This is a genomic window from Jiella sonneratiae (assembly GCF_017353515.1).
Taxonomy (GTDB): Bacteria; Pseudomonadota; Alphaproteobacteria; order Rhizobiales; family Rhizobiaceae; genus Jiella; species Jiella sonneratiae.
On sequence record NZ_JAFMPY010000003.1, the window covers coordinates 329,843 to 343,893 of the forward strand.

Sequence of the window (14,051 nt, forward strand, 5' to 3'; positions counted from 1 at the left end):
ATGCCCGATACGCCCACCGACAATCCGCCGATGCTCGACGAGGCGTTCCAGATCCTCAACGCCCTGCCGCATCCTGTCATCGTCGTCGATGCCGACGGTCGGTTCCGCTTCGCCAATTCCGATGCCGAGCAGTTCTTCTCCGCCGGCTCGGCCTATCTCGCGCGCAAGCGCCTGAAGGACTTCGTGCCGGGCGACAGCCCGTTCTTCTCGCTGGTCGACCAGGCGCGGCTGCAGCAGGCGCGGTTCAGCGAATACCGGGTCGACGTCTCCTCGCCGCGGCTCGGCGGCGAGCGGCTGGTCGATCTCTACGTCTCGTCGATGCCGGAGGCGCCGGACCTCGTCGTGGTGATGATCCAGCAGCGCTCGATCGCCGAAAAGATGGACCGCCAGCTCACCCATCGCTCCGCGGCCCGCACCGTCACCGGCCTTGCGGCGATGCTCGCCCACGAGATCCGTAACCCGCTGTCGGGGATCAAGGGTGCCGCGCAGCTGCTGGCGACCTCGGCGAGCGACGAGGACCGGGCGCTGACGCGGCTGATCCAGGAGGAGGCCGACCGCATCGTCAAGCTGGTCGACCGCATGGAGGTGTTCTCCGACCAGCGGCCGATCGAGCGCTCGGCGGTCAACATCCACTCCGTGCTGGAGCACGTGAAGACGCTCGGCAAGAACGGCTTCGCCCGGGAAGTGAGGATCCTCGAGCTCTACGACCCGTCGCTGCCGCCGGTGCTCGCCAATCGCGACCAGCTGGTGCAGGTGTTCCTCAACCTCCTGAAGAACGCCGCCGAGGCGGTGAAGGGCCGCGAGGACGGCGAGATAAGGCTGACCACGGCGTTCCGGCCGGGCGTCAGGCTGTCGGTGCCCGGCACCAAGGACCGGGTGACGCTGCCGCTGGAATTTGCCGTCGAGGACAATGGCGAGGGCGTGCCGGAGGACATCCGCGAGCACATCTTCGACCCCTTCGTCACGACCAAGCCCAGCGGATCGGGCCTCGGCCTTGCGCTGGTCGCCAAGATCGTCGGCGACCACGGCGGCGTCATCGAATGCGAATCGCAGCCGGGGCACACCGTCTTCCGCATCCTCATGCCGGCCTGGCGCGAGCTTTCCGAACCCGACGCGCCGTCCACAGCGGCCGACGAACAGGGCTGATACCTCCATGGCAATGCAGATCATCGTAGCAGACGACGATGCCGCGATCCGCACGGTCGTTTCCCAGGCGCTGATGCGCGCCGGGTTCGAGGTCCGCGTGACCTCGAACATCGCGACGCTCTGGCGCTGGGTCTCCGCCGGCGAAGGCGACCTCGTGATCACCGACGTCCTGATGCCGGACGGCAACGCCTTCGACACGCTGCCGAAGATCAAGAACTCGCGCCCCGAGCTTCCGGTCGTGGTGATGAGCGCGCAGAACACCTTCATGACGGCGATCAAGGCCTCGGAGCGCGGCGCCTACGACTACATCCCAAAGCCCTTCGACCTCACCGAGCTCGTCTCGATCGTGCGCCGGGCGCTGTCGGAGCCGAAGACCGGCCGCGCCGCCGCCCCGGACGACATGCAGGAGGCGATGCCGCTGGTCGGCCGCTCGCCGGCCATGCAGGACATCTACCGCGCACTCGCCAGGATGATGCAGACCGACCTGACGGTGACGATCAGCGGCGAGTCCGGCACCGGCAAGGAGCTCGTCGCCCGGGCCCTCCACGACTACGGCCGGCGCCGCAAGGGACCCTTCGTCGCCATCAACATGGCGGCGATTCCGCGCGACCTGATCGAATCGGAGCTGTTCGGCCACGAGAAGGGCGCCTTCACCGGGGCGCAGGCCCGCACCAGCGGCCGATTCGAGCAGGCCGAGGGCGGCACGCTGTTCCTCGACGAGATCGGCGACATGCCGATGGAGGCGCAGACGCGGCTTTTGCGCGTGCTGCAGCAGGGCGAATACACCATCGTCGGCGGCCGCACGCCGATCGCCACCGACGTCAGGATCGTCGCGGCGACCAACAAGGATTTGCGGCAGCTGATTGCCCGCGGTCTGTTCCGCGAGGACCTGTTCTACCGCCTCAACGTCGTGCCGCTGCGCCTGCCGCCGCTGCGCGAGCGGATCGAGGACCTGCCGGATCTGGCGCGGCACTTCTTCGCCGCCGCCGAGAAGGAAGGCCTGCCCCGCAAGACGCTGTCGCAGGGCGCGCTGGACGTGATGCGCCGCTACGCCTGGCCGGGCAACGTGCGCGAGCTGGAGAACCTGATCCGGCGGCTCGCCGCGCTCTATCCGCAGGACGAGATCTCCGCCGAGATCGTCGAGCACGAGCTCACCAGTGACCCGATCAAGGGCCCGGGAATCGAAACCGACGGCTCCAAGCCGATCGACCTCTCGGCCTCCGTGGAACGCTATCTGTCGGAATATTTCGCCTCCTTCGGCGACGACCTGCCGCCGGCGGGGCTGCACGGGCGGATCCTGCGCGAGGTCGAATATCCGCTGATCGCGGCGGCGCTTGCGGCCACCCGCGGCAATCAGGTAAAGGCGGCCGATCTCCTCGGCGTGAACCGCAACACGCTGCGCAAGAAGATCCGCGATCTCGACATTTCCGTCGTCCGGTCGATCCGCTGACTCGCTTTTTTCGTTGCTTCGTTGCAGTTTAGACACATTCCGTTGCTTTGTGGCAACGGACGTTGATTCCATTCACGAAGCATGACGACACATCCGATTCACAGCGAGACCGAAGTGCCGTTCCTGATGGAACGCCGGCGCTTCCTGTTGTTCCCGGGCCTCCTCGCCGTCGCCGGTGCGCTGATCACCGGCGCGATCTCCTTCGTCGTGCTGATGGGGCTGACGCCGGTCGAGCCGACCGACACGATCGTCACGGTGGCGACGGTGGTCAATGGCGGCTTCGTCGTCGTCCTGTCGGCGCTGATCGGCCGCGAGGTGCTGCGCATGGTCAGGGCGCGGCGCCAGGGGCGGGCCGCCTCGCGGCTGCACGTGCGCATCGTCGTCCTGTTCTCGATCGTCGCGATCCTGCCGGCGCTGCTCGTCGCGATCGTCGCCAGCGTCACCCTCGATCTCGGTCTCGACCGCTGGTTCGGCATGCGCACCCGGGCGATCGTCGAATCCTCGATCAGCGTCGCCCGGGCCTATGTCAACGAGAACGCCCGCAACCTGCAGGGCACGACGCTGTCGATGGCCTACGACCTCGACCAGCAGCGCCAGCTCTACGACCTCGACCGCGGCGGCTTCCAGGAGCTGATGACCGAACAGGCGCGGGGGCGCTCGCTGCTCGGCGCCCAGATCCTGCGGCTCGACGGCCAGCCGCTCCTCAAGGCCGACGTCGACGAGGACAAGCCGCTGCCGGTGCCGCCGGCCGACGCGCTGCAGAAGGCGGCCGAGGGCAACCTCGTCTTCATCCCGCCCGGCATCACCAATCTCGTCGGGGCGATCATCCGGCTGCGGCAGATATCCAACGCCTATCTCTACACGGTGCGCGCCGTCGATCCCGACGTCATCAAGGCGCTGCGCGAGATGGAGGAGCGCTCGGCCGAGTATTCGAGCCTCAGGGAGAACCGATTCGGGCTGCAGCTCGCTTTCGCGCTGCTCTATCTCGGCATCACGCTGATCGTGCTTCTGTCGGCGATCTGGACCGGCATCGGCGTCGCCGACCGTCTGGTGCGGCCGATCCGCATGCTGATCGGCGCGGCCGACGAGGTTTCCGAGGGCAACCTGTCGGTCTCCGTCCCGGTCCGGGTGTCGGACGGCGACGTCGGCTCGCTCTCCAACACCTTCAACAACATGATCCTGCAGCTCAGGAGCCAGCGCTCCGAGCTGGTCAACGCCAAGGACGTGATCGACGAGCGCCGGCGCTTCATCGAGGCGGTGCTGTCGGGCGTCACCGCCGGCGTCATCGGCATCGAGCGCGACGGGACGATCTCGATGGTCAACCCATCCGCCGAGCGCATCCTCGGCGTCGAGGCCGGCCGGGTGACCGGCCGCAAGCTCGATTCGAGCTTTCCGGAGATCGGCCGCATCCGCAAGGCGGCGCTCGCCTCGCGCCGGCCCGAACACCAGGAAGAGGTCAAGCTGAAGATCCGCGAGCGCGAACGCACGCTGGCGATCCGCATCACCTCGGCCGAAGAGGGCGAGGGTGACCAGTCCTCGGTGGTGACGATCGACGACATCACCGATCTCGTCGACGCCCAGCGCACTTCGGCCTGGGCGGACGTCGCGCGGCGCATCGCCCACGAGATCAAGAACCCGCTGACCCCGATCCAGCTGTCGGCCGAGCGCATCCGCCGGCGCTACGGCAAGCGCGTCGAGGACGACCGGGAGGTGTTCGACCGCTGCGTCGAGACGATCATCCGCCAGGTCTCCGACATCGGCCGCATGGTCGACGAATTCTCGACCTTCGCCCGCATGCCGAAGCCGACGATGGAGCGGATCGACCTGCGCGACGCGCTGCGCGAGGCGGTCTTCATGCGCGAGATGGGCGACCACGGCATCGCCTTTTCCGCCGACATTCCCGACAAGCCGATGTACGGCTCCTACGACGTGCGGCTCTTGTCGCAGGCCTTCGGCAATCTGGTGAAGAACGCGGTGGAATCGCTCGAGGCGACCGAGGGCGTCGCCGGCCGGATCGCCATCCGCGCCAAGGCGCTCGGCGACGTCTACGAGATCGACATCGTCGACAACGGCCGCGGTTTTCCCAAGGAGAATCGCGATCGGCTGCTCGAGCCCTACATGACGACGCGCGAGAAGGGCACCGGTCTCGGCCTCGCGATCGTCCGCAAGATCATCGAGGACCACGGCGGAACGATCTCTCTGGAGGATGCTCCGGATCAGCCGCAGGGCGCGATGGTGCGCATCGTGCTGCCGGCGGGCGCTGCCCCGGCGGGGGCCGGCGCACCGAACAATGCTGATGAGGAAAGGATTGGTGAGCCATGGCATCGGACATCCTGATCGTCGACGACGAGGCCGACATCCGCGAACTGGTCGCGGGGATCCTCGAGGACGAAGGACATGAGACCCGCACGGCCGGCAATTCGGACGCCGCCCTGCAAGCGATAACCGACCGCGTGCCGCGGCTGGTCTTTCTCGACATCTGGCTGCAGGGCAGCCGGCTCGACGGGCTCGACCTCCTCGACGTGATCAAGGCGCAGCACCCGGAAGTGCCGGTGGTGATGATCTCCGGCCACGGCAACATCGAGACCGCGGTCTCGGCGATCAGGCGCGGCGCCTACGACTACATCGAGAAGCCGTTCAAGGCCGACCGGCTGATCCTCATCGCCGAGCGTGCGCTCGAGACCTCCAAGCTGAAGCGCGAGGTGCTCGAACTGAAGCGCCGCTCGTCGGACTTCGCCGAGCTGATCGGCAAGTCGCAGCCGATGAACCAACTGCGCAACGTCATCGAGCGGGTGGCGCCGACCAACAGCCGGGTGATGATCCTCGGCGCCTCGGGATCCGGCAAGGAGATGGTGGCGCGGGCGATCCACGCCGCATCGCCGCGCGCCTCCGGGCCGTTCATCGCGCTCAACGCCGCGGCGATCACCCCGGACCGGATGGAGATCGAACTCTTCGGCAACGAGACGCCCCCCGGCGTCGAGCGCAAGGTCGGGGCGCTGGAGGAGGCGCATCGCGGCGTCCTCTATCTCGACGAGGTCGCCGACATGCCGCGCGAGACCCAGAACAAGATCCTGCGCGTCCTCACCGAGCAGACCTTCGAACGGGTCGGCGGGTCGAAACGGGTGAAGGTCGACGTCCGGATCATCTCCTCGACTTCGCAGAACCTCGATTCGCTGATCGCCGAGGGACTGTTCCGCGAGGACCTGTTCCACCGCCTCGCCGTCGTCCCGATCACCGTGCCGCCGCTCGCCGACCGGCGCCAGGACGTGCCGCTCCTGATCGAGGCCTTCATGAAGCAGATCGCCGAGCAGACCGGCATCAAGCCGAAGCGCATCAGCGAGGAGGCGATGGCGGTGCTGCAGGCGAGCGACTGGCCGGGCAACGTGCGCCAGCTGCGCAACAACGTCGAGCGGCTGATGATCCTGTCGCGCGAGGGCGACGGCGACAACCCGATCACCGCCGACATGCTGCCGAACGAGGTCGGCGACATGCTGCCGCGCACGCCGAGCCAGGCCAACGGCCAGATTCTGGCGCTGCCGCTGCGCGACGCGCGCGAGGTGTTCGAGAAGGAGTATCTGGTCGCCCAGATCAACCGCTTCGGCGGCAACATCTCGCGCACCGCCGAATTCGTCGGCATGGAGCGCTCGGCGCTGCACCGCAAGCTGAAATCGCTCGGCATCTGACGCGCCGATACGCTATGGCTTCGCCCCGGGAACGGACGGACATGGAGCGGCCGCGATGAAAGTGGTGATCTGCGGGGCAGGGCAGGTGGGCTACGGCATTGCCGAGCGGCTGGCCTCCGAGCGCAACGACGTCTCGGTGATCGACACCTCGCGCAATCTCGTCCAGGCGATCCGCGACAATCTCGACGCGCGGGGCTTCGTCGGCCACGGCGCCCAGCCGGACGTGCTCGCCGAGGCCGGCGCCGAACAGGCCGACATGATCATCGCCGTGACGCTGCACGACGAGGTCAACATGGTCGCCTGCCAGGTGGCCCATTCGCTGTTCAACGTGCCGACCAAGATCGCGCGCATCCGCTCGCAGAGCTATCTGCGGCCGCACTGGCAGGACCTGTTCTCCACCGAGAACATGCCGATCGACGTGATCATCTCGCCGGAGATCGAGGTCGGCGAGATGGTGCTGCGCCGCATCGCGCTGCCGGGCGCCATGGACGCGGTGCGCTTCGCCGACGACAACATCGCCATGGTGGCGATCGAATGTTCCGAGGACTGCCCGGTCGTCAACACGCCGCTCGACCAGCTGACCGACCTCTTCCCGGACCTCAACGCGACGGTGGTCGGCATCTGGCGAGGCGACCGGCTGTTCATCCCCGGCTCCAACGACCACATGGTGCCGGGCGACGTCGCCTATGTCGTCGCCGAGAAGTCGCATGTGCGCCGCGCCCTCGGCCTGTTCGGCCACGAGGAGCCGGAAGCCGGCCGCATCGTCATCGTCGGCGGCGGCAACATCGGCTATTTCGTCGCGCGGCAGATCGAGAAGCGCAACTTCGGCGCCAGGATCCGCGTCGTCGAGGACAATCACGACCGCGCCGTGACGATCGCCGACGGGCTGAAGCGGACGATCGTGCTGCATGGCAGCGGCCTCGACCAGGCGATCCTGAAGGAAGCCGACATCGACTCCAGCGACCTGCTCGTCGCCCTGACCAACGACGACAAGGTCAACATCCTGTCGAGCGTCATGGCCAAGCGACTCGGCTGCAAGGGCAATCTCGCCCTCCTCAACAATGCCGACTACCAGGGTTTCACCCGGATGCTCGGCATCGACGCCTTCATCAATCCGCGCTCCGTCACCATCTCGCGTGTGCTGCAGCACGTGCGGCGCGGCCGCATCCGGGCCGTCCATTCGATCCAGAACGGCGTCGCGGAGGTGATCGAGGCCGAGGCGCTGGAGACCTCGCCGCTGGTCGGCGAGCCGCTGCGCGACCTCGACCTGCCGGACAATCTCAGGATCGGCGCGATCCTCAGGAACGGCACCTACGTCAAGCCGACCGGCCAGACGCGGATCAAGGCGAAGGATCGTGTGGTGATCTTCGCGGCCGCGGCGGCCGTGCGTCACGTCGAACAGATGTTCAGGGTCAGCCTGGAATTCTTTTGACCGGTGACTTTGCCTGCCAACGTGCCAATCTCGTTAGCAGTCGCGAAAATTGCACCATGATTCGCAAGCGGCGGGCTTCGATCCGGTTCGCAGCTGCGGTATCAAGGAAAATGCGTCCGCAGCAAACGGCCGCGACTGTCATCAACCAGGCTGCAGCACAATCAAAAAAGGACATTTCTGCATGCCAGAGCGGACCCAACATCTCCAGGACCTGTTTCTCAACACGGTCCGCAAGCAGAAGATTTCGTTGACGATCTTTCTGGTCAACGGTGTCAAGCTGACCGGCGTCGTGACGTCATTCGACAATTTCTGCGTCCTTCTGCGCCGGGACGGTCATTCGCAGCTCGTCTACAAGCATGCGATCTCGACCATCATGCCGTCGCAGCCGGTGCAGATGTACGAGGGCGTCGACGAGAGCGGGAAGGCCTGATTGACCGAATTTCGCGAAAAGGGGCCGCGCGGGCCGGTCGAGCACGAGCGCGTTGCGACGCGGGCCGCAGTCTTCGTGCCGGTGTTCCGGCAGAGGGCCGACGCCGACGCACGCGGCGCGACGGCGCTCGAGGCGGTGCGCCGCAGCGACGAGGCCCGGCTCTCCGAAGCGGTCGGGCTCGCCGCCGCGATCGACCTCGACGTGGTGTCGAGCGGCGTCGTCTCCGGCCAGAAGCCGCAGCCGGCGACGCTGATCGGCAGCGGCAAGGTCGAGGAGCTGAAGGGCGTGGTCGCGGCGGGCGAGATCGGCCTCGTCATCGTCGATCATCCGCTGACCCCGGTCCAGCAGCGCAATCTCGAAAAGGAGCTCGACACCAAGGTGCTCGATCGCACCGGCCTGATCCTCGAGATCTTCGGCCGCCGGGCCCGGACCAAGGAAGGCCGGCTGCAGGTCGAACTCGCGCATCTCAACTACCAGCGCGGCCGGCTGGTCCGCTCCTGGACCCACCTCGAACGCCAGCGCGGCGGCGCCGGCTTCATGGGCGGCCCGGGAGAGACCCAGATCGAGGCCGACCGCCGGCAGCTGCAGGAAAAGATCAAGCGGCTGGAGAAGGAACTCGACCAGGTCCGCCGCACCCGCCAGTTGCATCGCGAAAAGCGCCGCAAGCGCCCGCATCCGATCGTCGCCCTCGTCGGCTACACCAATGCCGGCAAGTCGACGCTGTTCAACCGGCTGACCGGCGCCGACGTCCTCGCCAAGGACCTGCTCTTCGCCACCCTCGATCCGACGCTGCGCAAGACCGTGCTGCCGCACGGCACAGAAATCCTCTTCTCCGACACCGTCGGCTTCGTCTCCGACCTGCCGACGCATCTCGTGGCCGCCTTCCGCGCGACGCTGGAAGAGGTGCTGGAGGCCGACCTGATCCTGCACGTGCGCGACGTCTCCGATCCCGACACGCTCGCCCAGGCCGAGGACGTGCGCCGGATCCTGCGCGATCTCGACGTCGACACCGAGGACACCGAGCACGTCGTCGAGGTGTGGAACAAGATCGACCGGCTGGACGCCGACGCGCTGCACCGCGTCGCCGCGGCGAGGGCCTCGCTCGCCGATCCCGGGTCGGCGCATCTCGTCTCCGCGGTGACCGGCGAGGGGACGGAGGCGCTTCTTGCCGACATCGAGCGGCGCATCGCCGGCCAGATCACCAGCGTCGCGCTCGACGTCGGCCCGGAGGCGATGGCGTTTCTGCCCTGGGTCTACGACAACGCCACCGTCCTCGAACGCGAAGACAGCGAGGACGGCGTGGTGCATCTCAAGGCGGAGATGACGGCGCAGGCGCGCAACGAGCTGCGGCGGATCGGGCAGGCGACGGCGGGCGTCACCATCGCGGGCTAGAGCGGGATGGAATGAGCGTTGCTCATCCTCCCGCTCCATCTTCCTGTGTCCGCATGATCTCTTCCGAAAACCGGTTCCCACTTTTCGGGATCATGCTCGAGGCCGTCATGCGTCCCGGGGGACGCATGAAAGACGCGCGATCACGTTGGCACTGTCAGAAGAAACCGGCCGGCGCCGTCAGGTGCCGGTCTGGATCAGCATGAAGGCGGGAATGTCGTCGCCGAAGCCGATCGGCTGCTTGCCGCCGCCGTCGTTGCCGCCGCGCTGCCGGTTGTTGTTGCCCGGCTTGTCGGTGCCGCGCTTCGGCCGGTTGCGGGAAGACGCGCCCGGCCGGGCATAGCTCGAAGCCGCGGGGAGCGCCGCAGCGTCGCCGGCAACGGGCAGGTCCGCCATCGCGTCGACGGGAACCGCGAGTTCGCCCGCTTCCGCCCGCTCAAGCACGTCGACCGTCTCGGCGCCGACCACTTCCTCGGCGGCCGGCTTCGGCTCGCCCCTCGCGCGGCGGGGACGCCGCTCGGGCTTTTCGCCCTGCGCCTTGGTGCGGCCGCGACCGCGCCTCGGGCGGTCGTCCTCCTCGGTGTCGACCGGAAGTTCGGCGACGGTCGGACCGTGCCATTCGATGGAATTCGCGATCATCCTCTCGATCGCATCGAGATACTTGCGATCGGACTTCGTCACCAGCGTGAAGGCCTTGCCCGAGCGCCCGGCCCGGCCGGTGCGGCCGATGCGGTGGACGTAGTCCTCGGCATGGATCGGCACGTCGAAATTGAAGACGTGGCTGACCTTCGGGATGTCGAGCCCGCGCGCCGCGACGTCGGAGGCGACGAGGAGCTGGATCTTGTTGTCGCGAAAGCCCTGCAGCATCGCCATGCGGGCGCGCTGGTCCATGTCGCCATGCAGGGCGCCGGCGGAAAAGCCGTGCTTTTCCAGCGACCGGAACAGGGTCGAGACGTCGCGCTTGCGATTGCAGAAGATGATCGCGTTGGTGAGCTCGTCCTCTTCGCGCAGGACGCGGCGCAGCGTCTCGCGCTTGTCCCACTCCTTGCCGCCGGTGGCGACGAGGCGCTGGGTCACGGTGAGGGCGGCGGAGGCCTGCTTGGCGACCTCGACCCGGACCGGGTTCTGCAGGAACTGCTCGGTGAGGCGGGTGATCTCCGGCGGCATGGTGGCCGAGAAGAACAGCGTCTGGCGGGTGAAGGGCAGCAGCTTGCAGATCCGCTCGATGTCCGGAATGAAGCCCATGTCGAGCATCCGGTCCGCCTCGTCTATGACCAGGATCTCGACGCCGGTCAGGAGCAGCTTGCCGCGCTCGAAATGATCCAGCAGCCGGCCCGGCGTCGCGATCAGCACGTCGGCGCCGCGATCGATCTTGCGGTCCTGCTCGTCGAAGGACATGCCACCGATCAAAAGCGCGACGTTGAGCTTCTGGTCCTTGCCGTAGCGTGCGAAGGACTCTTCCACCTGCGCGGCGAGCTCGCGCGTCGGCTCGATGATCAGGGTGCGCGGCATGCGCGCCCGAGCCCGGCCTTTTTCAAGGAGGGTCAGCATCGGCAGGACGAAGGAAGCGGTCTTGCCCGTCCCGGTCTGGGCGATGCCGAGCACGTCGCGCCGCTCGAGGGCGTGCGGGATCGCCTCTGCCTGGATCGGCGTCGGTTCGGTGTAGCCGGAGGCTTCGACAGCCGCCAGCACCTTGGCGCTGAGACCGAGTTCGGAAAAAAGTGTCAAGCTGGCGTGTCTCTACGACTGGAGAAATGGCGCAGGAGCGCCTTACAAGGCCCTTGCGTGGGCGATAGGGCGACCGCAGACGCGAGTCAACCTCGACACGTCATATGGGGCGTCTTTCGGCCGGTTGCAGGGGCATTTTCATGAAAAACCGCCAGATCGTGTTCGTTCCGGGCCTTTTGTGCACCCGCGCGCTCTATGCCGCCCAGATCGAGGCGCTGGCAGCGCTCGACGCCTCGTGCCACGTCGCCGACACGCTGTCCGACGCGTCGATCACCGCCATGGCCGAGCGGCTTTTGGCCGAGGCGCCGGCAGAATTCGTCCTGTGCGGCCTGTCGATGGGCGGCTATGTCGCGCTGGAAGCGATGCGCCTGGAACCGCAGCGGGTGCAGGCGCTGGCGCTGATGGCGACGAGCCCGTGGCCCGATACGCCGGCGGCGACGGAGCGGCGGCGCCGGCTCGTCGAAGTGGCGAGGGAACGCGGCGTCGCGGCGGTGGCGGCGGTCATCGCCGAGAAGCTGTTCGGGCCGAAGGCGCGGCAGGATCCCGACCTCCGCCGGCGTTCGGTGGCGATGGCCGAAGCGGTCGGGGCGGAGGCTTTCGCCCGCCAGCAGCAGGCGATCATCGACCGCCGCGACAAGACGGCGCTGCTGCCCCGCATCGCCGTGCCGACGGCAATCCTGGCAGGGACGGCGGACGAGGTGATCGATCCGGCGGCGTCCCGGGCGATGGCCGCCGCCATGCCGCAGGCGGAGTTCCAGATGATCGAGGGCATCGGACACCTCGTCACCTGGGAGGCGCCGGAGGTCGCGACGGGCGCTCTCCGGCGGCTCGTTTCGGCTTTCGAGTGATACGCCCACGGCACCGCCTGCAGGGTACGCCTCCGAGCGTCGCCGCCACGCGGCGCGTGGCCTGCCGGCCGCGGCGGGGAAAAGAAACGGCGCTCCTAGCGGAGGCGACGGTTCAGTTCGAGGCCGGACCGAAGCTGTAGGGCTGGCCGGGCGTGAAGTGCAGCTCGTAGGTCTCGCTCACCTCGCCGTCGTTCGGCACCACCTCGAAGAACAGGGTGATGCTGTTCGGCTCGGCCTCGTTCGGATCGTCCGGGCGATAGCCGACGACCTGCCCCTCCATCTTGGCGATCTCCGGGATCTCGGTGGTCGAGCGCAAGGCAAGCCCGTTGTGGCCGGAGGCATCGAGCTGCTGGAGGAAGAAATGCGTCTTGGCGTCTTCGCCGGCGGGCTGGACCATCACCGTGCGCCAGACGCCGTGTTCGTCCCCGTCGGACCAGGGTCCCACCACCTGGACGTCCTGGACGAGGGGCGAGAGACCTTCGGCCGCCGCGGAGAATTCGTCGGACGAGGCGGCGGCAGTCGTCGCGGCGGTCTGGCCGGCGGCGGCGTCCGGGGTGCCGGCGGTGCCCGCCGCGGGCGTCTTGGCGGCATCCTCGGCAAGGCTCGGCGCGGCAAGCATCAGCGACGCGGCGACGAGGCCGGCGCAGGAACGGAATGAAAGCTTCGACATCGGTGGCATCTCCAGACGGCGCTCGGGCGGCACGAATGCGGCCGCCCCCTCGCTCGCTTCTTACAGGAGGAATGCGACCGCCGCGAGATCGGCGCGCGGCTCCGCTTCCTCAGCGCGAACGAAGTCCCTTCGAAGGATAGTCTGCCAATCGGCAATCGTTTCAAACAAAACTATGCATAAGCGCATAAGGCCTTATAGAAACGGGGTGACTGTTGCTTTGATGCAGTAGTGCAAGGGATCGAAACTTGCAAAAACGTCAATGTTGGAAACGAGGGGGAATAGCACATGATTCGCAGACTGATGCTGACCACGTCGGCCCTGATCGGCATGGCAGGCACTGCAATGGCCGCAGACGTGCTCGTCGAGCCCGCCGCCCCGGCACCGTATGTTTCGTCCGTCTACGACTGGAGCGGACTCTACATCGGTATCAACGGTGGTTACGCCTGGGGCAACGTCGACACGAGCACGACCATCCCGGCCGGTAGCAACATCAACGGGGTCGCTTCGGCTCTCGCGATCGCGTCGGGCACCGGGGGTTTCGACAGCAACGGCGGCCTCGCCGGCGTGCAGGTCGGCTACAACTACCAGACCGGCCCTTACGTCGTCGGCGTCGAGGCCGACGTCGACTGGTCCGGCCTCGACGACACGCGTGACTCCGGCATCTTCACGCTCGGCGGCTTCAATGCCCGCACGACGGACGATCTGGACATGAACGTCCTGGCGACCGTGCGCGGCCGCCTGGGCTATGCCATGGACCGCCTGCTGGTCTACGGCACCGGCGGTCTCGCCTGGTCCGACGCCACGGTCCGCCGCAATCTCGACTGGAGCTTTGCCGACGGCTGCCCGCCGGTGGGCGGCGGTCTGCAGCGATGCCACGTCGGCGAAGAGGACTTCGACATCGGCTACACCGTCGGCGCCGGCCTCGAATATGCCTTCACCGAGAATTTCACGGCGAAGGTCGAGTATCAGTACATCGACTTCGGGGACGAACCCTTCCGGACCGTCAACGCCAACATCCCGAACCAGCCGCTCGACCACGAGGTCAGCCTCGACATCCACACGATCCGGGTCGGCCTGAACTACAAGTTCAACTGAGCCGCCTGATCAGAGCGAACCGGCGCCCTGCGGCGCCGGCCCCTTCGGCCCGGGTCCACTCCCGGGCCGATTTCGTTTTGCGACGCGTCCCGGCGGACCGGCATCAACCGGGGGCAGGGGCGCTGCATTCTTCTTGCAAACTAGGCGGCCTGCGGGTCGGCCTCGCGCCGGAGGCGGGCC

General features: G+C 67.4%; 11 protein-coding genes. 9 read left to right on the forward strand and 2 right to left on the reverse strand.

The annotated features are described in order from the left end of the window. The 7 genes from J1C47_RS03790 to hflX all read left to right on the forward strand — a co-directional run bounded on the left by J1C47_RS03790 (position 1) and on the right by hflX (position 9,533). Positions 1-1,146, forward strand: coding sequence for a two-component system sensor histidine kinase NtrB (locus J1C47_RS03790; protein ID WP_245396330.1), 1,146 nt, complete (start codon positions 1-3; stop codon positions 1,144-1,146). 7 nt (positions 1,147-1,153) lie between these two features. Next, positions 1,154-2,596, forward strand: coding sequence for a nitrogen regulation protein NR(I) (gene ntrC, locus J1C47_RS03795; protein WP_207349385.1), 1,443 nt, complete (start codon positions 1,154-1,156; stop codon positions 2,594-2,596). Between the two features lie 81 nt (positions 2,597-2,677). Further along, positions 2,678-4,933: a sensor histidine kinase NtrY-like gene (locus J1C47_RS03800; RefSeq protein WP_207349386.1), complete on the forward strand. Its 2,256-nt coding sequence runs from the start codon at positions 2,678-2,680 to the stop codon at positions 4,931-4,933. After that, positions 4,915-6,279: a nitrogen assimilation response regulator NtrX gene (ntrX, locus tag J1C47_RS03805; RefSeq protein WP_207349387.1), complete on the forward strand. Its 1,365-nt coding sequence runs from the start codon at positions 4,915-4,917 to the stop codon at positions 6,277-6,279. The genes J1C47_RS03800 and ntrX overlap by 19 nt, the downstream gene beginning before the upstream one ends. Before the next feature lie 55 nt (positions 6,280-6,334). Continuing rightward, positions 6,335-7,711, forward strand: a complete 1,377-nt coding sequence (trkA, locus tag J1C47_RS03810; RefSeq protein ID WP_207349388.1) for a Trk system potassium transporter TrkA — start codon at positions 6,335-6,337, stop codon at positions 7,709-7,711. A 181-nt stretch (positions 7,712-7,892) separates the two neighbouring features. Continuing rightward, positions 7,893-8,141 carry an RNA chaperone Hfq gene (hfq, locus tag J1C47_RS03815; protein WP_083589440.1) on the forward strand — a complete coding sequence of 83 codons (249 nt, stop codon included), beginning with the start codon at positions 7,893-7,895 and terminating at the stop codon, positions 8,139-8,141. Continuing rightward, positions 8,142-9,533: a GTPase HflX gene (gene hflX, locus J1C47_RS03820; RefSeq protein WP_207349389.1), complete on the forward strand. Its 1,392-nt coding sequence runs from the start codon at positions 8,142-8,144 to the stop codon at positions 9,531-9,533. 177 nt (positions 9,534-9,710) lie between these two features. Here hflX and J1C47_RS03825 read toward each other — a convergent pair whose 3' ends face one another. After that, positions 9,711-11,258, reverse strand: coding sequence for a DEAD/DEAH box helicase (locus J1C47_RS03825; RefSeq protein ID WP_207349390.1), 1,548 nt, complete (start codon positions 11,256-11,258; stop codon positions 9,711-9,713). Between the two features lie 140 nt (positions 11,259-11,398). Here J1C47_RS03825 and J1C47_RS03830 point away from each other — a divergent pair, with 140 nt between their 5' ends. Beyond that, a complete protein-coding gene (locus J1C47_RS03830) occupies positions 11,399-12,106 on the forward strand; it encodes an alpha/beta fold hydrolase (RefSeq protein ID WP_207349391.1) in 708 nt (235 codons plus the stop codon). 112 nt (positions 12,107-12,218) lie between these two features. On the opposite strand, the gene J1C47_RS03835 is transcribed toward J1C47_RS03830, so the two are convergent. Continuing rightward, positions 12,219-12,776 carry a hypothetical protein gene (locus J1C47_RS03835; RefSeq protein WP_207349392.1) on the reverse strand — a complete coding sequence of 186 codons (558 nt, stop codon included), beginning with the start codon at positions 12,774-12,776 and terminating at the stop codon, positions 12,219-12,221. A 285-nt stretch (positions 12,777-13,061) separates the two neighbouring features. On the opposite strand from J1C47_RS03835, the gene J1C47_RS03840 reads away from it, so the two are divergent. After that, positions 13,062-13,871: an outer membrane protein gene (locus tag J1C47_RS03840; protein ID WP_207349393.1), complete on the forward strand. Its 810-nt coding sequence runs from the start codon at positions 13,062-13,064 to the stop codon at positions 13,869-13,871. Positions 13,872-14,051 lie beyond the last annotated feature (180 nt).

Coding starts and splice junctions, on each gene's coding strand:
- J1C47_RS03790 (WP_245396330.1), top strand. CDS start 1: ATGCCCGATACGCCCACCGACAATCCGCCGATGCTCGACGAGGCGTTC.
- ntrX (WP_207349387.1), top strand. CDS start 4,915: ATGGCATCGGACATCCTGATCGTCGACGACGAGGCCGACATCCGCGAA.
- hfq (WP_083589440.1), top strand. CDS start 7,893: ATGCCAGAGCGGACCCAACATCTCCAGGACCTGTTTCTCAACACGGTC.
- J1C47_RS03830 (WP_207349391.1), top strand. CDS start 11,399: ATGAAAAACCGCCAGATCGTGTTCGTTCCGGGCCTTTTGTGCACCCGC.
- J1C47_RS03800 (WP_207349386.1), top strand. CDS start 2,678: ATGACGACACATCCGATTCACAGCGAGACCGAAGTGCCGTTCCTGATG.
- J1C47_RS03840 (WP_207349393.1), top strand. CDS start 13,062: ATGATTCGCAGACTGATGCTGACCACGTCGGCCCTGATCGGCATGGCA.
- ntrC (WP_207349385.1), top strand. CDS start 1,154: ATGGCAATGCAGATCATCGTAGCAGACGACGATGCCGCGATCCGCACG.
- J1C47_RS03835 (WP_207349392.1), bottom strand. CDS start 12,776: ATGTCGAAGCTTTCATTCCGTTCCTGCGCCGGCCTCGTCGCCGCGTCG.
- trkA (WP_207349388.1), top strand. CDS start 6,335: ATGAAAGTGGTGATCTGCGGGGCAGGGCAGGTGGGCTACGGCATTGCC.